This window comes from Microbulbifer sp. JSM ZJ756 (assembly GCF_044383805.1).
Lineage (GTDB): Bacteria > Pseudomonadota > Gammaproteobacteria > Pseudomonadales > Cellvibrionaceae > Microbulbifer > Microbulbifer zhoushanensis.
The window spans coordinates 1-21,188 of sequence record NZ_JBISER010000005.1; the positions used below are offsets into that span (position 1 = coordinate 1).

Genomic DNA, 21,188 nt, shown 5'->3' on the forward strand with positions numbered 1-21,188 from the left:
GCCCTCTTGACCGCCTCTCTGCGAAACTCTTCCGTATACGCCTGAGCTCTCTTCTTACCCATGGTACACCTCCGTGTTAGGCCGAAACCTAACTATACAGGGTGTCTACTAATCGTGGGTAAGTCTTACGCTTAACGCCGCCATAACCGGCAGCCGGAGCGTAGCGTAGGCTGTCCGGCGCCGATAGGCGCAAAGTTCATGGCCTTGTTAGTTGTTTTCATGGTCGAAGCCCGGATTGAAAAACAGATATACGATGTAAAAAATCCAAAAACCCGAGAGGCAGCAAAGTGCTGCTAATATGAATCTTCCAAAAGCCTCCAGTGGCGTCCCTACCACATCAGTCACTAACATCTTAAAAGCAACGACTACCATTATTAATATCGTCGTAACGATTGAAAGGATTAGAGCTCTTTTTGGTATTGTCTTTTCCCACATAATCTTTATACAACTAACAGTTTATTCAAAGGACGCGTCTTTATATCCAGACGTCGTGTATCTACAGAGCCGAGACGCCGAAAATTTATAGAATCACCCTTAATATCAAAGGGTTACAGCCTCCTCGGCAATAGAAAGCTACGGAATAGCACGACGCGTCGCTTGAACTAGCCTGCATCCCTGTCAATTGATCTTACGGGCCACTCCTTTCAAGTCAACGAGTTAGAGCGCTTTTTGCGCAGATAGGCGACGCGTCTCGTAATCCTGGCGCATCCGGGTCTCGTATCAGCAGCTACTTAATACCGCTCCCGTGCAAAAAACAACCGTGTATAAGCAGGCGGAGACAGTAATGGGCGTTGAGGCAGCTTTCAGGGCATCACTATCGGAGTGAGCGTGGCACCTTTGCTCGAACGAATCTTATTCAACAGCCACGAGGCCGGCTGTCGATTGCCGGAATGACATGGCTTTCTATCGGGCGGGCTCACCGGGTGCTGGTGACTGGGGACGGTGTCGGAATGGATAAGGGGGAGATACAGGGGGGATGACGCCAATAAAAAAGCCCCGCAAATGCGGGGCTCTTCTTGGGGTTTGGCCGGAAAGGCTGGCTTACATCATGCCGCCCATACCACCCATGCCACCCATGCCGCCCATGTCCGGGGCAGCCGGCTTCTCTTCCGGGATCTCGGCGATCATGGCCTCGGTGGTGATCATCAGGCCGGCGATAGAGGCAGCCGCCTGCAGTGCAGAGCGGGTTACCTTGGCCGGGTCCAGGATACCCATGTCCAGCATGTCACCGTACTCGCCGGTAGCAGCGTTGTAACCGTAGTTACCTTCACCCTGCTTGATCTTGTCGACGACTACAGAAGACTCGTCACCAGCGTTTTCGACGATCTGGCGCAGCGGCATTTCCATGGCGCGCAGCGCGGCGGCGATGCCGTGGTTCTGGTCTTCGTTGTCACCGGTCACGGAGATGGCCTGAACGGCGCGCACCAGGGCAGTACCACCGCCAGGTACCACACCCTCTTCCACTGCTGCGCGGGTAGCGTGCAGGGCGTCTTCAACGCGTGCCTTCTTCTCTTTCATCTCCACTTCGGTGGCAGCACCGACGCGGATTACCGCAACACCGCCAGCCAGCTTGGCTACGCGCTCCTGCAGCTTCTCCTTGTCGTAGTCGGAGGAAGACTCTTCGATCTGGGCGCGGATCTGCTTGACGCGCGCTTCGATGTCAGCGTTGGAGCCGGCACCGTCAACGATCACGGTGTTTTCCTTGGACAGGGTCACGCGCTTGGCGGTACCCAGGTGCTCCAGGGTAGTGGCTTCCAGTTCCAGGCCAACTTCTTCGGAAATCACGGTACCACCGGTGAGGATGGCGATGTCCTGCAGCATGGCCTTGCGGCGGTCACCGAAGCCCGGTGCCTTGACGGCGGCAACTTTCACGATACCGCGCATGCTGTTCACAACCAGGGTGGCCAGCGCTTCGCCTTCCACGTCCTCGGCAACGATCAGCAGCGGCTTGGAAGCCTTGGCTACCTGCTCCAGCAGCGGCAGCAGGTCGCGGATGTTGGAGATCTTCTTGTCTACCAGCAGGATGAACGGGTCGTCCAGCTCGGCGGTCATGTTCTCCTGGTTGGTGATGAAGTACGGGGACAGGTAGCCGCGGTCGAACTGCATGCCTTCAACCACGTCCAGCTCGTTCTCCAGGCCGGAACCTTCCTCGACGGTGATTACACCCTCTTTACCTACCTTCTCCATCGCCTCGGCGATGATGGTGCCGACGCTGGCGTCGCTGTTGGCAGAGATGGTGCCTACCTGGGCGATGGACTTGCTGTCTTCGCACGGGGTTGCCAGGCCGGCGATGTGGTCAACGGCGGCGATTACTGCCTTGTCGATACCGCGCTTCAGGTCCATCGGGTTGAAACCGGCGGCCACGGACTTGAGGCCCTCGGTTACGATGGCCTGGGCCAGTACGGTGGCAGTGGTGGTGCCGTCACCGGCGGTGTCGGAGGCCTTGGAAGCCACTTCCTTCACCATCTGGGCGCCCATGTTCTCGAACTTGTCTTTCAGCTCGATTTCCTTGGCTACGGATACACCGTCTTTGGTTACGGTCGGGGCGCCGAAGGACTTGTCCAGCACCACGTTGCGGCCTTTCGGGCCCAGGGTGGTTTTAACGGCGTCTGCCAGGATGTTTACACCGGCCAGCATCTTCTGGCGGGCGTCGTCACCGAATTTAACGTCTTTTGCTGCCATGATTCTTTTTCCTCAAATTCTTTGTGTGCGTATCGAGTGCGCTGGGCTTAGCCTTCCAGCACGCCGTAGATGTCGCCCTCGCTCATGATGATCAGCTCTTCGCCGTCCACCTTGAGGGTGTTGCTGTCGGCATAACGGCCGAATACCACAACGTCGCCTACTTTCACAGACAGTGCGCGCACGTCACCGTTGTCCAGCAGCTTGCCTTCGCCCACGGCGACCACTTCGCCCTGGTTCGGCTTTTCTTTGGCAGCGCCCGGCAGCACGATGCCACCGGCAGTCTTTTCTTCTTCTTCCTTACGGCGTACTACGACGCGGTCGTGTAAAGGACGAATTTTCATGGATAGGCTCTCCATTGAGTCGTTTTTAGGGTTTCCAGACCGGGGACCCTTGGTCCGCTCGACCTCCGGCCCCGGGTGCCCGCTCCTGTCGCCAGGATCGGGACAAATTCTCAGGGTGCTCCCTATCTATGGGCGGCAAGGGAGATTTCAACAGTCTGGGGTAAAAAAATTGCCGACAAGTGTCGGCAGGGAAACTCGCGAGGGCCGGCCTCGGTAGCGGGAGACCGGACTGCTCATTTTTTATTCAAGGCGATCGCGATCACGAGTCCCGGGCTTCTCGCGAGATCCGTTTCCCGCGTCATCCCGGGAATAGTCCCCCTCGATGATGTCGTCATCCCCCGGCCGTCGGTAGGGTCCTGCGCCCGGGCCCCGGGGCCCGTAGGAGCGCACCACGATCACCCGGTTGAGGAAGCGGCCCAGTAACAGCTGGCGCAGGCCCGGCACCAGGCAGGCAAAGCCCAGCGCATCGGTGAAGAACCCGGGGGTCAGCAGCAGTGCGCCCCCCACCGCCAGGAAGATTCCCTCGGCCATTTCCCGGGCGGGCAGTTCGCCGGCCTGCATCTTCTGCTGGGCGCGCATGACGGTGGAAAGGCCCTGGCGGCGCAGCATGGCCAGTCCCACCACCGCGGTGAGCAGCACCAGGCCGATGGTCGGCAGTGCGCCGATCTGCTGGCCAACGGTGATCAACAGCCACATCTCGATGATTGGGACGACAATAAACAGCAATAACAGCGGGCGCATAGGGCTCCTCCGGGCAGTTCGCTTGAGGGATTCGGCGAAACTGCTATTTTCGATAGAGTCAGGGTATCGCATACCCAACCGTTTAAATGCGGCCTGTCGCGTGATTTCTCAAGGCCTGCGGGTCCCGGGGGACCGATAATCGAATAACAACAGCAAGGAGGCACTGATGGGGAGCAACCAACAGGATATTGTGGAGGCGCCGGTGCTGGCACGCAGACGTCACCTACTGGATGAGGCCCTGGCAGGGGCCGGGGTGCGCATCAACGGCGACCGCCCCTGGGACCTGCAGCTGCATCGGGAGGAGGCGCTGGACGAGATCCTCGCCCGCGGCAGCCTGGGGCTGGGGGAGACCTATATGCTGGGGGACTGGGACGTCCAGGCACTGGACCAGTTCTTCTGCCGGATCCTGCGCGCCGACCTCACCCGCCTGGTGCGCCCCTGGCGCAACGCCCTGCGGCTGCTGCGCAGCTACGTGGTCAACCTGCAGAGCCGCCATCGCGCATTCGAGGTGGGCGAACGGCACTACGACCTGGGCAACGACTTCTACCAGGCCATGCTGGATCCGCGCATGGTCTACAGCTGTGGTTACTGGCGTGCCGGTGCGGAGAACCTGGAACAGGCCCAGGAGGCCAAGCTGGACCTGATCTGCCGCAAACTGGGGCTGGAACCGGGCATGCGCCTGCTGGATATCGGTTGTGGCTGGGGCAGCCTGGTCAGCTACGCCGCCCAGCATTACGGTGTGGAGTGTGTGGGGGTCACTGTGTCGCGGGAGCAGCAGGCCTGGATCCACCAGCAATACCCCGACCTGCCCATCAGCGTTCACCTGCAGGATTACCGCAGCCTGGACCTGAAGTTCGACCGCATCGCCAGTGTGGGGATGTTCGAGCACGTGGGCCACCGCAACCACCGCACCTTCATGAAGGTGGCAAAACGCTGCCTGAAGCCGGACGGCCTGCTGCTGTTGCACACCATCGGCAAGAACCAGCGGCACTCCGCCACCGACCCCTGGATCGAGCGCTATATCTTCCCCAACGGCGAGCTGCCTTCGGCGGGCCAGATCGGCGATGCGGCAGACCGGCTGCTGGTGACCGAGGACCTGCACAACTTCGGCAGTGACTACGACCACACCCTGATGGCCTGGCACACCAACTTCGAGCAGCACTGGGACCAGTTTGCCGATCGCTACGGCCAGCGTTTCTACCGTATGTGGCGCTACTACCTGCTGTCCTGCGCCGGCGCCTTCCGCGCGCGGCATATCCAGCTGTGGCAGTGGATGTTCTCTGACAGGGTGGAAGGGGGCGTCGCCAGGGTCTCCTGAGGGCCTCGCGGGCAACGAAAAGGGCGGATACAAGATCCGCCCCTACGGGTCCTGCCGCACCCTGCTCTACTGTAGGGGCGATCCCTGTGATCGCCCGGCCTGACGGGCAACGAGAAAGGGCGGACACAAGGTCCGCCCCTACGGGTGTCGTCGCTCCCCGGTTTCAGGGATCGTGCCTGTGGCAGTTACAGGCGTGCACCGCCGTCGATTTCCAGTACACGCCCGGTGATGTAGTCGTTCTCGAGGATGAAGGCCACAGTGGAGGCGATCTCCTCCTGCTCGCCGAGGCGGCGCAGGGGCACCTGCTTGACCAGGCCCTCGAGAATTTCGGGGCGCATCTGCGCAACCATATCGGTATTGATAAAGCCCGGCGCAATACCGGCCACCCGAATGCCGTGGCGGGCCAGCTCGCGGCCCCAGGAAACCGTCATGGTGGCCACGCCCGCCTTGCTGGCGGAGTAGTTGGTCTGGCCCATGTTGCCCGCGCGGGACAGGCTGGAGATATTCACGATAACACCGCCCTGCCCGCTCTCGGCCATGATGCCGGCGGCGGCGCGGCCACACAGGAACACACCGGTCAGGTTCACGTCGATCACCGACTGCCACTGGGACAGGGACATGCGGTCGGTCACCTTGCCGTCTTTCACCTTCAGCAGCATGCCGTCGCGCATGATACCGGCGTTGTTTACCAGCACGTGCAGCCCGCCGAAGTCATCGCGGATACGGGCAAAGCCCTGGTCCACCTCGGCTTCATCGGCCACGTTGATCACATAGGTGCGCACATCGGCACCAAGCTCACGGCAGGCCTCGGCACTCGCCTGCAGGGCGTCCTCGTTCACATCCACCAGCGCCAGCCGGGCATTCTGTTTTGCCAGGTGTTCTGCCATGGCACGGCCCAGGCCCTGGCCGCCACCGGTAATAACCACAACGCTGTTTGCGATCTGCATGGGTAATCCTCGTCTACTGTCTCGTTATTCTTGGTTGATTATTATTTGCCGCCCTACCACTGGTAGCCGACACCGATGGTCAGTTTGGTGTCTTCCTTTTCGCTTTCCAGTGAAGGTGTATTGTCGTACAACCAGTGCTGGGCGATCTCCATCATCAGGTTTTCCATCAGGGGCGTGCGCAGGCCAAGCTTGACGTTGGTCTGGTAGTCCTCGCTGCTGTTCACTGACTGCAGGATTTCCTGGTCGTAATAGATCTCCGGCCCCAGGGCGAACTTGTAGCGATAGTTGATCGCCGCCCGTGCCGCTGCGTAGCGGTCGTCCTGGGATTCACTCAGGTCGGTATTGATAAAGTTTTCCTGCAGGCTGCTCACACCGCCCTGGACGGAGAGCGCCGCTTTTTCGGTATCAAAGAACAGGTAACCCAGGCCCAGACCGACGGTGGTACCCAGGTCCAGGTTGCGGGCCTCTTCCTTCTCTGCGGCCGTGTTGGCGGCGGCGAACCATTTCTCGGAAAAAATCCAGCGCAGGTCGTAGCCCAACTGGTACTTTTCCAGTGAGTCCACCTCCTGGTTGCTCTGGCTCTGGTAGAGCGCATTCAGCAGGTGATGAAAGTCACCGTGGCGCAGGTCCAGGTTGATGTTGACGTCCAGGTCCTCGCGCTCGCGGTTGCCGTGCTCAAATACACCGCCGGCGCTGACGTTGCCATGCAGGGTGTAGGGCTTGCCGATGTAATTGATGTAAGGTTCAGCGCGGTTGATCGCGGGAAAATCCATGACCCAGCCGCTGCCGCTGTCACAGTAAAGCTCCCACTGTTCGCGGCGGTGGCCGGCAAGGGCACAGGGTTCATCGCGCCCGGCGATCTTCAGGTCCTGGTCAGTGTCGAGAGACAGCACCTTGGCTTTCTCAATCCGGATTTCACCGAAGTTCTCGGACTGCCAGACCACGTGGTCCTGTTCCACTACGACCAGCTGGCCGTGGATCCTGTCACCATTATCCAGTGTCAGCACGCCGGCCAGGGCTGTTGATGCGACCAGAGGTGCCAGGAACAGCAAAAATATGGGCAAGCGTTTTATTACTACAAGCACAAATAGACCTTGTTGTTAGATAGGTTGGTTTCGGGAGAATTTTTTAGTGGGGAACAAAGCGCAAAATCATGACTATGATGCCATATCGAGGATCTGCCGTGTACTGGCGGAGATTCCCCGGGGGCGGGTCATTACTTATGGGGACCTGGCAGAGATGGCCGGGTTCCCCCGCGCGGCGCGGTTTGCCGGCCAGGCCCTGCGCCGGCTGCCCCAGGGCAGCAAGCTGCCCTGGCACCGGGTCATCAATGCCCAGGGCCGGATCTCGCTGCCCGAACCCGCTGCGCAGCGCCAGCAGGAGCGGCTGGAGCGGGAGGGGGTAGTATTGATTGGTGGGCGGGTAGACCTGGGCAAATACCGCTGGAGTCCGTGAGCCGCGGCCCAGGGGACACCAGGGGTCTTTATCCCGCGCCGGTAGAGGGCTCGACCGACTGCAGGCGGGAGTCACGCCACCAGATATAAGTGGCCAGCAGGACGGCCGGTATGCCCAGGATTGCCGCGTAAACAAAGAACTCGGCATATCCCTGGGTGTCCACGACGATCCCGGAGAAGGCACTGATAAACTTGCCCGGCAGGGTCATTAGTGAACTGAACAGCGCATACTGGGTGGCGGTGTACTCCTGGTTCACCAGGCTTGAGAGGTAGGCAATAAAGACAGTGTTGGATATCCCGGCACTGACGTTATCCGCACTGATCACCAGCGCCAGCCACGCTTTCTCCGGGCCGATCAGGGCCAGGTTGGCGAACAGCAGGTTAGTTGCAGCCACCAGTATCGCACCCAGGATCAGCGGCCGCAGGATGCCGTAGTGCACCACCAGCAAGCCCCCCAGGTAGGCCCCCAGGATGGAGAAGAAGAAGCCGTATACCTTCACGATCTGGGCGATATCCGTCTTCGAGAACCCCAGGTCCAGGTAAAAGGGGTTGGCCATCACCCCCATGGCCAGGTCACTGACACGGTAGATGCCGATAAACAGCAGCAGCACCAGCGCAAAGCGGCCGTTGCGCTGGAAGAACTCCAGGAAGGGACATACCACCGCGCGGACAAACCACTCCTTGATCGGCCCGTGCGTGCCACTGCCCATGATCCGGTCGACCCAGGTGTGCTCGAACGGCTCGGCCAGGTTCTCCGCGCGGGTATGGTCCGGCTCGGCGATCAACAGGGTGGTGATGATGCCCACAGCCATCAGGCCCGCCATGCTGATGTAGGAAGAAGACCAGTCCCAGATATCCGCCAGGAATAGCGCTCCGCCACCAGCCACAAGCAACGCCACCCGGTAACCGAATACATAATTGGCCGCCATGGCCCCCTGCAGCTCTTCCCGCACAGACTCGATCCGGTAGGCGTCGATCACCACATCCTGGGAAGCGGCGCAGAAGGCGATGACCACCGACACCACGGCAATCTTTACCAGGGCCAGCTGCGGATTGATCTGGGACAGCGCCAGTAAGCCCAGCGCGACCCCCAGTTGCGACACCACCATCCAGCTGCGGCGCTTGCCCATCCAGCGGGTAAGGAACGGCAGGCGGAGGTGGTCGATAACCGGTGCCCAGGCAAACTTGATCGAGTAAGTGAGGCCCACCAGGGCAAAGAAACCGATGGTGGTCTTGCTGACACCGTAATCGGTCAGCCAGGCAGAGAGGGTGGAAAATACCAGCAGGAACGGCAGCCCGGCAGAAAAGCCGAGGAAAAACATCGCCAGCACACGGGGTTTGAGGTAAACCCGCATTGCCTGTCCCCAAGAAAGCGTCTGTTCTGGCATGCCGCTGCGTTGTCCTTGTTATCCGTTAATTCCCGGTCGACTGTTTCCTGCAAACCAACTGATCCGGTGCCGGCACTAACCGTTAGCGCCCCCAGACCACTTCCAGCTCCGCCTCCGCCAGCTTGTTGGCGTTCACCTGGAAACCCACCTGCGCGGGCGTTGCATCCTGGTCGAGGGGCAACTGCTCCACCCCCAGCGCATAGATACGGAACTGGTAGCGGTGGTCGCCGTCGCCCTTGGGCGGACAGGCACCGCCGTAGCCCGGGCTGCCGTAATCATTGCGCACCTGGATTGCCTCCGGCACCAGCCCATTCTTGGGGGTACCCGCCCCCTCCGCCAGGCTGGTGGTGCCAGCGGGGATATTGAACATCACCCAGTGCCACCAGCCACTGCCAGTGGGCGCATCCGGGTCATACACCATCAGGGCATAACTCCGGGTTCCCTCGGGCGCACCACTCCAGCTCAGCTGCGGAGAGAGGTTCTCCCCACCACAGCCATGGTACACATGCTCCATGGGCATGCGTTCACCGGGACCGAGGCTGTCCGAAGACAGTACCAGCTCGGCGGCGGATACTGATGCGGCAAACAACGCCAGGATGGCGGACGCCACCAGTTTAGCAGTCCGCACCGGCTGGATGCGGCGCTGCGATGAAACAGCTTGGCCAGGTTTCATGATTCTGTTGCCTCCTCTGCAAATAGGGACGCCGCGCGTTCCAGGTCCATATTGCCGCCACTCAGTACCAGCACCACATTTTTGTCCCTGAAGCGGGCAGGATGTTCCAGCACCGCTGCCAGTGGCACTGCCGCAGACGGCTCCACCAGTTGCTTGGTGCGTGTCCACAGCAGCTGCATGGCATCGACGATGCCCTGCTCGCTTACGGTAACTATATCCTTCACCGTTTCCCGGATCAGGGCAAAGTTGCGCTGCCCCAGGGTCGTGCGCAATCCATCGGCAATGGTATCCGCAGTCTGCGAAGTGACATGGGTGCCGCTGCGCAATGAGCGCTGGGCATCATCCGCGCCTGCGGGCTCGGCGCCCAGCACCAGCACTTCCGGTGCCATGGCTGCCATGGCCAGCCCGGTACCCGCCAGCAGGCCGCCACCGCCGACCGGCGTGAGGACGATATCCGGGTTGAAACCCCGGGCGCGACTCTGCTCAATTATTTCCAGTGCCACCGTGCCCTGCCCCGCGATGATGCGGCTGTCGTCGAAAGGCGGCACAACATGGGCGCCGGTACTTTCCACCACTTTGCGCAGCGCTGCCTCACGGTCCTGCAGGGTCGGGCCGCAGAGCACGATCTCGGCGCCGTAACCCGCAACCGCCGCGCGCTTGGCCAGCGGCGCCGTGTCCGGCATCACCACAGTACAGGCCAGGCCGCGCGCAGCCGCTGCCCAGGCCAGCGCGGCGCCGTGATTCCCGGAGGAATGGGTCGCCACCATACTGGTCCCCGCGGGCAAATGGCACAGGGCGTTACTGGCACCGCGGGCCTTGAAGGCACCGGTCTTCTGCAGGTGTTCACATTTGAAAAAGAGATGAGCGCCACAGATACGATCGATCTGCGCACTGGTGATCAGGGGTGTGCGGTGAATCCGCTCCGCAATCGCCTGGGCAGCGCTGAAAATGTCAGCGCTGCCCGGCAAGTCGAGATTTTCATCAGGCATAGCAGGTACGGGAAATCCAAGTCTCTGAATAGTTTACCGCACCCTGCCGCGGCCGGGCGCTCGGCGCAACCTTATCGAAACGTCAACGCAACCAGCGCAAGAGCTTGAACTTGCGGGCGGTGAACGGGGCATAGCGCAGGTCCAGGTCAAAGGCATAGCCGCGCTTCATTACCGCCTTGTAGTGGCTGAAAGTCCGGAAACCATGCTCGCCGTGATAGGCGCCCATGCCACTCTGGCCCACGCCGCCAAACGGCAGTTCGTGCACGGCCATAAACATCATGCAGTCATTCACACACGCGTTACCGGAACTACAACGCGCCAGGATGCGATCGGCAGTGGCACTGTCATCGGAGAACACATACAGGGCCAGCGGTTTCTCGCGCCGGTTGACGAAATCCTCCGCTTCACGGAAATCGTCCAGCTCGATCACCGGTAACACCGGGCCGAAAATTTCTTCCTGCATCACCTTGGCATCGATGCCGGTACCGCGCAGCAGTGTCGGCGCAACATAGCGGTCAGCGATATCGACCTGGCCGCCCCAGGCAACATTACCCTCCGCCACATACGCCGCCAGCCGCTCGGTATGGCGACGATTGACGATTCGCCCGTAGTCAGGGGACTGGCGCGGGTCTTCGCCAAACATGCTGCGTACTTCCGCCTCGATAGCCGGCACCAGTCGTTCCGCCGTGGCGCGGGTACAGAGCACATAGTCCGGGGCGATACAGGTCTGCCCGGCATTGGTGAACTTGCCCCAGGCAATACGCCGGGCGGTAACCGTGATGTCCGCGTCGTCGGCGACAATACAGGGGCTCTTGCCCCCCAGTTCCAGGGTGACGGGAGTCAGGTGGCGGGCGGCCGCCTGCATGACGATCTTGCCCACGCGCCCGCCGCCGGTATAGAGAATATGGTCCCAGCGCTGCTCCAGCAGGTCAGTGGTTTCCGGCACGCCCCCCTCAACACAGGCGAAGGCATCGCTGTCGAGGTAGCGTGGCAGCAACCCTGCCACCAGCGCTGACGTGGCCGGCGCCATTTCGGAGGGCTTGATTACCGCGCAGTTTCCGGCGGCAATCGCGGGGACCAGCGGCGACAGCAACAGCTGCAGCGGATAATTCCAGGCCCCGATGATCAGCACCACTCCCAGTGGTTCGGGCTGCACATAACTGCGCCCCGGCTGTGCTACCAGTGGTGTCGATACCCGCCGCGGCTTCACCCAGTTTTTCAGGCGCTTGAGTGCATGGTCGATGTCCCCGCAGGTAGCGGAGACCTCGGTCATAAAGCCTTCCTGGGGAGCCTTGTTCAGGTCTTCCCGCAGTGCCTGCAGGAATCGGGATTCATTCTCCACCAGCATTTTGCGCAGCTGGCGCAGCTGCTGCCGGCGCCAGGACAGGCTGGATGTGGTGCCGCTGCTGAAATAGGTGCGCAGGCCCCCAACCAGCGCAGCGGAATTGGGGGATGGGCCCTGGCCGGATCCATCGTCAGAGCCCAGCCGGGGCTCAAGGGTTTCAGCTTCCATCTAGATTTGCTCGCCCTTCATCAGTGTTGTCATTGTTTTTCTATCGGTACAGAGCAGTTTGTGCACAGCCAACTGGTGTCCATTACGCTCGCCTTCAGGCGGCAATATCCGAGCCCGCCCGGGGGCAAGTCAAGGCACAAAAAGGAACAAAGTTCTAAACTAGGCACCAGTTCACCAAAACCTGTTCCAGCCTTGACAGGCCAAAATCAATAGCCGAACAGCACCGCCAGGGCCAGCACTGTCACCCACAGTAGCAGTGAGCGCGACAGCAGCGACTGCAGGCCCTCGAGCTGGGCTCCACAGAATCTCTGGGCCTCTGCCACTTCCCCGCCAACGCTGCACTGGCTGGCATCGATACCGCCGAGCGCACCTTCCAGATAGGCTTCGAGCACCTCCGCGGTATCACGCTCGCGGCAGGTCAGGCACTGTCGCCAGGCCTGGTAGCAACCGGCGAAGTTGCCCACGATGGCAAAACTGAACCCCATTACCCTGACCGGCAGCCACTCCAGCAGCCACAGCCAGCGTGACGCGGTGGCCTCGTCAGCGGTACCCCGCGTCTCGTCGGCGTAGAGCGCACTCAACCGGAACAGTAACGCCCCGGGAATCCCCAGCAGCAGGAACCAGAACAGCACGGCAAACAGTCGCTCGAACGCCAGGTAGGCGGAGCCACGGAAAACCTGTTCATGCAACTGCTGCGGGCCACCTGGCTCCTCGTGCAGGTCACGGATCAGGGGGGCCGCAGCCGCCCGGGCCTGCTCCAGGTCGCCGCGGTACCAGGCCCGCAGGTAATCGGACAGCATTTCGTTGAAGTTGCCCCGGCCGAGGCAGTAGAGAAGAAGGATTACGCCGAGTGCCAGCGTACCCAGCCAGCCCATGGCGACTTCTGCCAGTACCATCAGCACCGCCGCCAACAGAACCGCCGGATATACCGTCGCTGCGAGGCGCAGGCCCGCGTTCTGTTGCATGGCCTTGCGGCCGGCAATGTTTTGCCGCCAGCGCGCGAACCAGCCGTCATGGTGAACCGGCTTCCCGGAGCCCCAGAGTTGCACCAGGGCCAGGGTCAGTAAAACGATGATCAGTGCCATACGTTATTCTCAATATAAGCTCTCCCAGAGTCAGAGAATAACGCCATGGGCGAGCAGAAAAAACCTCCCCGGCCCGCCAGTGCCCAATCCGGGGGAGATCAGCCGGCTGTCTGGCGCAGCGTCTCCACCTCGGCCAGGTATCGCCGCCAGTCAAACCCCGGGCCCGGGTCGAGCTTGCGACCGGGAGCTATGTCGGAGTGGCCGGTGATGGTTTCCGGGGTAATTCCCGGGTAGGCACGCATGATCGCCACGGTGGCACGCGCAAGGGAGTGGTACTGGGCGTCGGTATAGGTATCCGTATCCAGGCCTTCCAGCTCGATACCAATGGAAAAGTCATTGCACCCTTCCCGGCCACAGAAACTGGATTGTCCTGCATGCCACGCACGCCGGTCGAATGGTACGTACTGGGTTACTTCGCCGGTACGGTTGATCAGCAGGTGCGCCGAGACTTTCAGCTCGCCGATCTCTTCAAAGTAGGGGTGGGCCGAGGTATCCAGGTGACCCTGGAAGAAGTCGTCGATCCAGGAGCCACCGTACTGCCCCGGGGGGAGGCTGATGCAGTGGATTACCAGCAGGTCTATGTCGCCCCCGGCGGGGCGCTCGTTACAGTGGGGGCTGGGTACCCGGCGGGCGCCGCTAAGCCAGCCGGATTCTACCTGTTGGTCCACGCCCTGCCCTCCTTCAAACACTGGCACTCCAATCGCGGTTGCAGGACATTCTAGGGAAGCCCCGGGAGCATTGCCACAAGGCTTGCCCGCGGGGCAGCGGATCCCTTTTAACTCACCGGCTCCGCGGCGGGCTCACCCACCTCGACCGCAATCTTTGTCTCGCCAATATTGCCCATCACATAACGCAGGGCCCGCTCGAACAACGGCCCATCCTCAAGGGGCTTGAGGTTACCGCTGCGCAGCGCATGGGCCAGCTCCAGGCGCGAGTACACCGCCACCTTCACGCCGCTGCGGTTTACAAACATAAACTGGTCCAGGTCGCGGATGATCGCCGCCAGGCGGCAGCGGGTTGGGTGGCTGTCCCCAGGCTGCAGCATGAACCAGCTGCCCTTCAGGTGGTAGGTCTGGCGCCAGTGCTCATCGGTGTTGGCGATGGCAGGCAGCTCCTGTTGTGGGGGAACCACCGCCTCGCGCGACAGGCGATCCAGCTCTTCCGGGGCCGGCAGGTCCGTCTCGCTGTCCTCCAGCTCAACATTGTCCGCACTGGCAGCGGCTTCAGCCCCAGGGTGCGAGTCCGGCTCACGGTCGGGCAAGGGAGCCTCTTCCGCCCCCGGCTGCACCGCCGGGATTTTCATTACGCTGTCGGCCTCGCGCAGCAGCTCTTGCACCAGGCGTTCGCGGGTACGGCGCTCCCGCTCGGACTCGACCCGGTCGGCCAGGCTCTGGCGCTCTCGGTAGAATGTATCCAGCCCACCCAGGAGACGCTCGAGCTCGGTCCGGTTAATGGACAGGGATTCCGCCCCGTCCTTCAACCTCTGCCGTAGCCCGGGCAGCAATTGCTGCATCTTGAAACTGCTTTCCGGCATCGGGGCGACGGCGCTCCAGACCAGGTCGCGGGCCGTCAGAACACTGCGGCGCCAGCTCTCGCTGTCAGTCCCCTCTTTCAGGCAGGCGCGGAACAACACATTATTCCAAACCCGGTTGAGCCAGATATGGACAATCCTGGGCAGCTGGCGCTCAGCGGTCAGCGCGTCGAATACTGCGGCGACACGCGCCTTGGCCGCCTCGATGCGGGCCTTGCCCTGCACTTCGTCGAGCGTGCGCTTTTCCATGATCCGCGCGCGCACGCGCTCGCGGGAAACAAAGGTATCGAAATCCTGGAGCAATTCCTGGAATACGCCCTCGTCATTCTCGAACTCCTGCAGGACCCGCTCGACAATCTGGCAGACCTCGCGATAGAAGCGGTCCTCGCGGTAATTATCCCGCGCCTGCCAGCCGATCGCCGCATCGGCCAGTGCGTTGAACAGCCGGCGCGCCGGGTGCCCGCCCTTGCTGAAAAAAGTCTTGTCGGCCACAGCCAGCTTGAGCAGGGGCAGCTGCAGGCGGATCAGCTGGACCTTGATCGGCTCCGCGAGGTTGCGGTCTTCCAGCATGAAGGAGAACAGCATGTCCACCATGCGGATGACTTCAGTGTCCAGTTCCTCCAGCGAGGCTTTCTGCTGCGCCTGCACCAGCCGCTGTTCCAGCAGCGTATTGACGTTGAGCACTGTGCCGAGGGAAGAGGCTTCCATCGGTACAGTTACCTGCAGCTCACCGAGATGCTGCAACAGGTCCGGGGTGGCCAGCGAGGCTACACCGGGGGCGGCAGGGACCAGGCCGTAGCCGCCAGCCCCCTGGGCTCCGGGAGCATAGCCGCCACCGACAGGGGCAGCACCAGTCCCATGCGCTCCGGATGCATGGCCGCCGGCGGCGGGGACACCCCCTGGAGAATTGGATTGGTAACCCGGGAAGCCCGGTGATTGCGCCCCGGCGACATCCCCCTGCCCATCGGGAACCGGGCCTGCTGAAGGCTGGGCCGGTGTGCTCCGGCTGCCCGGCGGCGCCACCGGAGTCCGCGAGCCGCGGGACTGCGCGCGCCGCATCAACAAGGGGTCTTTCAGGTCCGGCAGCACACCTTTCTCGACCAGTACCTGGTTACATTTCCCGTAAAGCTCACCCAGTCGCACGGCGAGCAGCTTCTCGAACTTTTTCAGGACGATCAGGCGCGCCCGCAGGTGGATATCCAGGGGCTTCAGGGTCTTGCGCAGGGCGCGACAGATGGCCACAGGGGCCAGCGGCATATTGCCGTCGTAGACTTTCACCGGCAGCAGGGTATCCAGCCGCAGCGACATTTCCGCAATGGGACTGGCGAAATCCCGCCGCGCCGCTGCGATAATGCCCTTGAGGGCCACCTGCTGCTCCAGGTCTTCATCTTCCACCAGCGCCAGCCCGGGCTCAGCCGGCTCTTCCGCCTCCTCCAGCGTACTGTCATCGGCCCCGGCCTCGGGGATCTCGGCGAAGCCCTGCCCCACCAGGTTGACAAAGCGGTCGATCAGGCGATGCCGTTCGAGCCTCAGGCTACGCAGGGCCTGGAAAATACCATCCTGCTCATCCTGGCGGTTCACCTTTTCCGCCGTTTCGAACAGGCTGTCGTCAACCGCCGCGAAAACTTCTTTCATACGCGCGAATAACCAGCTTACGGCGGTGTCCCGTACAGCGCTCACCTCACGGGGAAGCGTGACCGGGCGGGTATTGCTGGGGCCTGGGCGGCCGCGGGAAAAGCTGACTACGCGGGGAAATTCATCAGTGCTCATATAAGCCTCAAATCGTCGTCCTGACTCAGGCAAATTCCGTTTTATCGGCGATTCGGGGGAATGCCGGCTTGTCTACATTTTGTTCATTCTGGTTATTTCGCACCGGTGAAATTCGCTTGGCCGTAGGTTATCGCATGACGTTTGTGCGAAAATTGCACGGTCAAAACCTGACGAACCTCACACTTTTTATGACTATTGGTGCGCTTTTGAAATATCCGCCACTGGCGTCTTGTTGGCAAGGTCCCGGGGCACACTTTTACGCCAAGTTAGTCGATTTTTTTCTAGGTATAGAATTAAAGTCAGTTTTGACAATCAACTGAAACGCCAACTTAGTACGTTAGTACCGATTAGACAGGGGGAATCAGGGTGTAAAAGGGTATCGGTCCGCCGCCGCCCGGGCGGGCCAGGCTACCGGAGCTGACTGCGGGATTGGGTACAGGGAGTCACCCCGCTACCGGGGAGGTAGCAGCCCCCGCGGATGCCTGGCCTGGCCTGGCCTGGCCAATGGGCCTTCAACATCAACCCTGGTCGTCACGCTTGCGCCGGGTACTGCCAATCACTGACTGCAGCGCGCGCTCAAATAACATACCGTCGTCCATGGGCATCAACTGGCTGCGTCGCAGTGCATAGGCCAGCTCCAGGCGCGTGAACTCGGCGACTTTGGCACCGTTGCGGTTGACGAAAATAAACTGGTCGATATCGCGGATCACTGCGGCCAACCGACAGCGAAACTGTTCACTTTCACCGCGCTGCAATTCAAACCAGCTGCCCTGGGACAGGCGGAAGGTCTGCTTCCAGTGGGCGTCATCTTCGGGCAGCGGGGCCATCTCTTCGCCGACCTGCTCCGCTACCGGATCGACAGCCGCGGCAGCCTGCTCGAGTTCCTCGACCTGGGGCAGGACATCACCACCACTTTCCTCCCGGGAATCCCTGACTTCGCTGCCCGCACTGCCCGGGGACTCGCCGGGCCCGGCCGTATCCTCCCGCTGCTCTACCGCTGCCCGCGCAACATCAAACTTCTGTCGGTAGACCTCCTTCAGGTCCGCGAACAGTCGCCGCGCCTCAAACGGGTTGAGGGACACCGCCTGCACGCTGTCGCGCAGGCGGACCTGCAGTGAGGGCAGTAATGCCTGTAACTGCCGGGCATACGCAGGCATCGGCACCTGCACACTCCACACCAGGTCGCGGACGGCGCGCACTTCGTTACTCCAGGCCTCGCTGTCAGGTCCCGAATTTACGCAGGTGAGAAACAATGCGCGGCGCCATACCTTATCCAGCCACTCCCCCACCACCGGTGGTAGTTCGCGGTCGGCGGTGAGGGCTTCCATCACCGCCTCCACCCGCGCCCTGGCGGCCTCTGCCCGGGCACGGCCGCCAGCCTCGTCAACGATACGTTTTTCCAGCACCTGCGCTCGCTTGCGCTGGTTGCGGACAAAACTGCGGAACTGGTCCAGCAATGTCTCGAACAGGCCAATATCCCGATCGAACTCGGCGATCACCCGCTCCACCACAGAACGCATCTCCCGGTACAGCGGGTCTTGCCCCACGTCGGAGGATGGATGCCAACCGGTGGCGGCATCGGCAAGTTCATTCAGCAGCTTGCGTGCCGGGTGCCCGGCTTTACTGAAGAACGTACGGTCGGCAATGGCGACTTTGAGCAACGGTAACTGCAGGCGTCCCAGCAGGGATTTTACCGGCGCAGCCAGATTGCGATCCTCGACAATAAACGAGAACAGCATCTCCATCAGCTTGATAACGTCGGTGTCAGCCTTGGCCAGCGAGGCGGCCTGGTCGGCGTCCTGTAATCGTTGCTGTAGCAATGCCGCCACGTCCAGCGGCTTGAGCTCTGCCCCGGCCTGGCCCGGCACCTGTTCCTGCAGGACGCCCAAATGAGTAAGCAGGTCGGGCACCGGCATTGGCGCGAGACCAGTGCCGGCAGGTACCAGTCCCGGCTGCAGCCCCATGGCGCTGGCGGAGACCATCCCCCCGCCGGCTGCCATATTGCCAGCCCCGGAAGCAGGCCCACCGGTACGGGGTTGCGGCGTCGGCGCCGACTCTTTCTTTACCCTTCGTTGCTGCTGCAGGTCCGGCAGTACGCCCTGCTCCACCAGCAGGCTATTACAGCTCTCGTACAGGGGGCCAAGCCGCTGCATCACTTCCAGTTCGAATTTCTTGAGCAGGGTAAGGCGGGCACGGATATGGATATCCAGTGGCCAGATGGCAGCGACAAAGGCATCACAAAGAGCTGTCGGGCCGATGGGCAGGTTCTTCTCGTAAACCTTGTCCCGGTACAGCGTATCGAGGCGCAGGCACAGCTCGGAAATCAGTGAGGAGTAATCGCGGCCGGCGTTGTTCACCATGGTGTCGACAGCGACCAGCTGTTCCAGCTCGTCGTTCTGCACCAGGGACAGCCCGCTGCGGGAATCGGGTTCGCGTTCCGGCGTAGTGACACTCTTGAGGCTGAAAGTATCGGCAAGGTTCTCGCCGAAACGCCGGGTGATGCTGCGCCGCTCCACCCGTAACAGCCGCAACGCCTGGAACAGGCCATCCTGCTCGGCCTGGCCATGCGCCCTCTCGGCCATTGCGAACAGCGAGTCATCCACGCGCCCGAACAGGCTCTTGAGCTGCTCAAGGAGCAATTCCCGCGCACGTTCATGCAACGAATCGAGGATCGTCTCGGGGGGCCTGGATTTAGAGTCGCCCGGGCGCGGCTCTCCCGCCGCAGCGCGATTCCGGGCCAGCTCGAGAGAGAGCACCTTGTCCGGTTTTTCCATTGGCACGTCGCTTAACATCCCTGGCTCCCTCGCGGCCTCACGCCGGGGCGTGCGGGCCGGGGACCGGGCCAATCGTCAGTTTTCGGATTCCGGGTTTGTTTCGGGCGATGGCTGCCATAGGCCCAAACCACCGCGCGATGATTTAGCGGCCATTCTAGCGCGCGGCTTTGGGAATAAAACGGTCATTGACCTGCATTTGCGACCCCAGTCACAGTTGACGCCGATTAATTGTCGTACCCGGTAAGGCAGTGACAGGCGCCCCACGGCGACCGATTTTGTTAAACTTGCGCCGTCAAGATTGAGGTTCCGCCTATGCACCCGAAAGATACCGCCATCCCCAACCTCCTGGAGGATTTACAGCAGCTGGTTGCCTTTGCCCTGCGCGAGGACATCGGCGATGGGGATATAACGGCACAACTGATTCCGGCCGACCGGGACGCCCGTGCAAGGGTCATCACCCGCGAGGACTGCATCCTGGCGGGCCGCGCCTGGGTAGAGGAAGTTTTCCGCCAGATCGACCCGGCACTGGACCTGGACTGGCACTTCAATGACGGCGACCGCGTGCCGGCGGAGGCGGTGATCTTCGAATTGCAGGGCAATGCACGTTCTATCCTGACTGGTGAGCGGGCCGCACTGAATTTTCTCCAGACCCTTTCGGGCACCGCGACCACGGCAGCAACCTACGCGAAGCTTGCCGGAAATTCGGGAATCCGGATCCTCGATACCCGCAAGACTATTCCCGGCCTGCGCAGCGCGCAGAAATACGCAGTCCTGTGTGGCGGCTGCCACAATCACCGTATCGGGCTCTACGATGCCTTCCTGATCAAGGAGAACCATATCGCCGCTGCGGGCGGCATAGACCGGGCGGTGAGCCAGGCGCGAGTCATCAAGCCCGGTGCCCTGGTTGAAGTCGAAGTGGAAAACCTGGAGGAGCTGGAACAGGCGCTCGACAGTGGCGCCGACGTGGTGATGCTGGACGAGTTCTCGGATGCGGATACCCGCGCAGCCATCGAGCTTGCCCGTGGCCGGGCGAAGATAGAAATCTCCGGCAGTGTGGACAGCGAGCGCCTGGAAAAGCTCGCTGGGCTGGAGGTCGATTTTATTTCCTCGGGCAGCCTCACCAAGCACCTGAAGGCCGTCGACCTGTCCCTGCGCATCGATATGTAAAGACGATGCACACCGGGGCCGGCCTCGCAGGGCCGGCCCTTACTGCGATACGCTATTTCATCCGGTCACGGGCGTGGTCGACTGACTTCTTCAATTCATCCCAGGCCTTCTCGACACCCCCTTTCACCTCGTCCCAGGCCGAACCACTCTTGCTTTTCATGTCATCCAGCTTGTGGCGAAGGTCGTCGCGTTTTTTGCGCACATCATCCAGCTGTTCGCGGTACTTGATTTTCGCATCCGCTTCCGCCTTGTCGGCCTTGGCCTCCAGCTCATCAATTTTCGCGTTCCACTCTTTCAGCTGTGCGGCGACCTTTTCCTCGAAAGCGCTTTTATCGTCTTCCTTGCTCATGGCAAACCCCATTTATCCCTGTTGACCAGCACAGTGTAAGACGGCTGCGGAGCGCTGACGCCCCCGGGGAGGAGAATGGCGCCGGAAATTGGCGCTGTCGAGCGCGCGGGAATACCGCCGGCACGGGGTATCTTTCCTACCATTTACCCATACCCGGTCAACTCATGATCAATGTAACTGCGGCCGTTCCCGGACGGGAGCAACCCACCTAATCCATCGGAGACTACAAAGTGAGCCAGTGTGAAACCTGCGGCAACGAGTACGACAAAGCCATGAAGATCACGATCGGCAATGAGGATCACACCTTCGACAGCTTCGAGTGCGCCATTCAGGCCCTGGCGCCCCGCTGTGCCCAGTGCAGCTGTCGTATTCTCGGCCATGGTATGGAGGCAGGAGGGGATTTCTTCTGTTGCGCCCACTGCGCCGCACGCGCGGGGCACGACGAAATTGTCGACCGGGCCTGAGA

At 61.5% G+C, this 21,188-nt stretch carries 18 protein-coding genes; 4 read left to right on the forward strand and 14 right to left on the reverse strand.

Annotated elements, in window-relative coordinates; all coding sequences use genetic code 11:
• Positions 1 to 1,041: 1,041 nt before the first annotated feature.
• The 3 genes from groL to ACH6CX_RS09490 form a co-directional block, all read right to left on the reverse strand.
• Positions 1,042 to 2,682: a chaperonin GroEL gene (gene groL / locus ACH6CX_RS09480; protein WP_233005853.1), complete on the reverse strand. Its 1,641-nt coding sequence runs from the start codon at positions 2,680 to 2,682 to the stop codon at positions 1,042 to 1,044.
• A gap of 47 nt (positions 2,683 to 2,729) precedes the next feature.
• Positions 2,730 to 3,023, reverse strand: coding sequence for a co-chaperone GroES (gene groES / locus ACH6CX_RS09485; protein WP_091508891.1), 294 nt, complete (start codon positions 3,021 to 3,023; stop codon positions 2,730 to 2,732).
• 240 nt (positions 3,024 to 3,263) lie between these two features.
• Entirely contained in the window at positions 3,264 to 3,764 is a 501-nt protein-coding gene (locus tag ACH6CX_RS09490; RefSeq protein ID WP_233005854.1) for an FxsA family protein, read from the reverse strand.
• A gap of 166 nt (positions 3,765 to 3,930) precedes the next feature.
• Here ACH6CX_RS09490 and cfa point away from each other — a divergent pair, with 166 nt between their 5' ends.
• Positions 3,931 to 5,082 (forward strand): cyclopropane fatty acyl phospholipid synthase, encoded by a 1,152-nt coding sequence (cfa, locus tag ACH6CX_RS09495; protein ID WP_237063940.1) that lies wholly within the window; start codon positions 3,931 to 3,933, stop codon positions 5,080 to 5,082.
• 185 nt (positions 5,083 to 5,267) lie between these two features.
• On the opposite strand, the gene ACH6CX_RS09500 is transcribed toward cfa, so the two are convergent.
• Together ACH6CX_RS09500 and ACH6CX_RS09505 are read right to left on the reverse strand one after the other, a co-directional pair.
• Positions 5,268 to 6,029, reverse strand: a complete 762-nt coding sequence (locus tag ACH6CX_RS09500) for an SDR family oxidoreductase (RefSeq protein WP_233005856.1) — start codon at positions 6,027 to 6,029, stop codon at positions 5,268 to 5,270.
• 53 nt (positions 6,030 to 6,082) lie between these two features.
• Positions 6,083 to 7,093, reverse strand: a complete 1,011-nt coding sequence (locus ACH6CX_RS09505; RefSeq protein WP_233005857.1) for a DUF481 domain-containing protein — start codon at positions 7,091 to 7,093, stop codon at positions 6,083 to 6,085.
• A 67-nt stretch (positions 7,094 to 7,160) separates the two neighbouring features.
• Between ACH6CX_RS09505 and ACH6CX_RS09510 the strand changes: the two genes are divergently transcribed.
• Positions 7,161 to 7,484 (forward strand): MGMT family protein, encoded by a 324-nt coding sequence (locus ACH6CX_RS09510; RefSeq protein WP_233005858.1) that lies wholly within the window; start codon positions 7,161 to 7,163, stop codon positions 7,482 to 7,484.
• A 28-nt stretch (positions 7,485 to 7,512) separates the two neighbouring features.
• Here ACH6CX_RS09510 and ACH6CX_RS09515 read toward each other — a convergent pair whose 3' ends face one another.
• The 8 genes from ACH6CX_RS09515 to ACH6CX_RS09550 form a co-directional block, all read right to left on the reverse strand.
• Positions 7,513 to 8,838 carry an AmpG family muropeptide MFS transporter gene (locus ACH6CX_RS09515; RefSeq protein WP_396675354.1) on the reverse strand — a complete coding sequence of 442 codons (1,326 nt, stop codon included), beginning with the start codon at positions 8,836 to 8,838 and terminating at the stop codon, positions 7,513 to 7,515.
• A gap of 115 nt (positions 8,839 to 8,953) precedes the next feature.
• Positions 8,954 to 9,544 (reverse strand): YbhB/YbcL family Raf kinase inhibitor-like protein, encoded by a 591-nt coding sequence (locus tag ACH6CX_RS09520; RefSeq protein ID WP_233005860.1) that lies wholly within the window; start codon positions 9,542 to 9,544, stop codon positions 8,954 to 8,956.
• A complete protein-coding gene (locus ACH6CX_RS09525; RefSeq protein ID WP_233005861.1) occupies positions 9,541 to 10,533 on the reverse strand; it encodes a threonine/serine dehydratase in 993 nt (330 codons plus the stop codon). Before ACH6CX_RS09525 ends, ACH6CX_RS09520 begins: the two co-directional genes overlap by 4 nt.
• A gap of 82 nt (positions 10,534 to 10,615) precedes the next feature.
• Positions 10,616 to 12,046 carry an aldehyde dehydrogenase family protein gene (locus tag ACH6CX_RS09530; protein WP_237063943.1) on the reverse strand — a complete coding sequence of 477 codons (1,431 nt, stop codon included), beginning with the start codon at positions 12,044 to 12,046 and terminating at the stop codon, positions 10,616 to 10,618.
• Positions 12,047 to 12,252: 206 nt separating this feature from the next.
• Entirely contained in the window at positions 12,253 to 13,131 is an 879-nt protein-coding gene (gene ampE / locus ACH6CX_RS09535; protein WP_233005863.1) for a regulatory signaling modulator protein AmpE, read from the reverse strand.
• A 98-nt stretch (positions 13,132 to 13,229) separates the two neighbouring features.
• Positions 13,230 to 13,799, reverse strand: coding sequence for a 1,6-anhydro-N-acetylmuramyl-L-alanine amidase AmpD (ampD, locus tag ACH6CX_RS09540; RefSeq protein ID WP_233005864.1), 570 nt, complete (start codon positions 13,797 to 13,799; stop codon positions 13,230 to 13,232).
• Between the two features lie 107 nt (positions 13,800 to 13,906).
• Positions 13,907 to 16,432 carry a DUF1631 domain-containing protein gene (locus ACH6CX_RS09545; protein WP_396675355.1) on the reverse strand — a complete coding sequence of 842 codons (2,526 nt, stop codon included), beginning with the start codon at positions 16,430 to 16,432 and terminating at the stop codon, positions 13,907 to 13,909.
• A gap of 518 nt (positions 16,433 to 16,950) precedes the next feature.
• Positions 16,951 to 19,224 (reverse strand): DUF1631 domain-containing protein, encoded by a 2,274-nt coding sequence (locus ACH6CX_RS09550; RefSeq protein WP_334079061.1) that lies wholly within the window; start codon positions 19,222 to 19,224, stop codon positions 16,951 to 16,953.
• A gap of 294 nt (positions 19,225 to 19,518) precedes the next feature.
• On the opposite strand from ACH6CX_RS09550, the gene nadC reads away from it, so the two are divergent.
• Positions 19,519 to 20,373: a carboxylating nicotinate-nucleotide diphosphorylase gene (gene nadC / locus ACH6CX_RS09555; RefSeq protein WP_233005867.1), complete on the forward strand. Its 855-nt coding sequence runs from the start codon at positions 19,519 to 19,521 to the stop codon at positions 20,371 to 20,373.
• Positions 20,374 to 20,425: 52 nt separating this feature from the next.
• Here the strand turns inward: nadC and ACH6CX_RS09560 are convergent, their stop codons facing one another.
• Positions 20,426 to 20,722: a hypothetical protein gene (locus ACH6CX_RS09560; RefSeq protein ID WP_233005868.1), complete on the reverse strand. Its 297-nt coding sequence runs from the start codon at positions 20,720 to 20,722 to the stop codon at positions 20,426 to 20,428.
• 230 nt (positions 20,723 to 20,952) lie between these two features.
• Here ACH6CX_RS09560 and ACH6CX_RS09565 point away from each other — a divergent pair, with 230 nt between their 5' ends.
• Positions 20,953 to 21,186, forward strand: coding sequence for a hypothetical protein (locus ACH6CX_RS09565; protein ID WP_233005869.1), 234 nt, complete (start codon positions 20,953 to 20,955; stop codon positions 21,184 to 21,186).
• The last annotated feature ends 2 nt before the right edge of the window (positions 21,187 to 21,188 follow it).

Coding starts and splice junctions, on each gene's coding strand:
- groL (WP_233005853.1), bottom strand. CDS start 2,682: ATGGCAGCAAAAGACGTTAAATTCGGTGACGACGCCCGCCAGAAGATG.
- groES (WP_091508891.1), bottom strand. CDS start 3,023: ATGAAAATTCGTCCTTTACACGACCGCGTCGTAGTACGCCGTAAGGAA.
- ACH6CX_RS09490 (WP_233005854.1), bottom strand. CDS start 3,764: ATGCGCCCGCTGTTATTGCTGTTTATTGTCGTCCCAATCATCGAGATG.
- cfa (WP_237063940.1), top strand. CDS start 3,931: ATGGGGAGCAACCAACAGGATATTGTGGAGGCGCCGGTGCTGGCACGC.
- ACH6CX_RS09500 (WP_233005856.1), bottom strand. CDS start 6,029: ATGCAGATCGCAAACAGCGTTGTGGTTATTACCGGTGGCGGCCAGGGC.
- ACH6CX_RS09515 (WP_396675354.1), bottom strand. CDS start 8,838: ATGCGGGTTTACCTCAAACCCCGTGTGCTGGCGATGTTTTTCCTCGGC.
- ACH6CX_RS09520 (WP_233005860.1), bottom strand. CDS start 9,544: ATGAAACCTGGCCAAGCTGTTTCATCGCAGCGCCGCATCCAGCCGGTG.
- ACH6CX_RS09525 (WP_233005861.1), bottom strand. CDS start 10,533: ATGCCTGATGAAAATCTCGACTTGCCGGGCAGCGCTGACATTTTCAGC.
- ACH6CX_RS09530 (WP_237063943.1), bottom strand. CDS start 12,046: ATGGAAGCTGAAACCCTTGAGCCCCGGCTGGGCTCTGACGATGGATCC.
- ampE (WP_233005863.1), bottom strand. CDS start 13,131: ATGGCACTGATCATCGTTTTACTGACCCTGGCCCTGGTGCAACTCTGG.
- ACH6CX_RS09545 (WP_396675355.1), bottom strand. CDS start 16,432: ATGAGCACTGATGAATTTCCCCGCGTAGTCAGCTTTTCCCGCGGCCGC.
- ACH6CX_RS09550 (WP_334079061.1), bottom strand. CDS start 19,224: ATGTTAAGCGACGTGCCAATGGAAAAACCGGACAAGGTGCTCTCTCTC.
- nadC (WP_233005867.1), top strand. CDS start 19,519: ATGCACCCGAAAGATACCGCCATCCCCAACCTCCTGGAGGATTTACAG.
- ACH6CX_RS09560 (WP_233005868.1), bottom strand. CDS start 20,722: ATGAGCAAGGAAGACGATAAAAGCGCTTTCGAGGAAAAGGTCGCCGCA.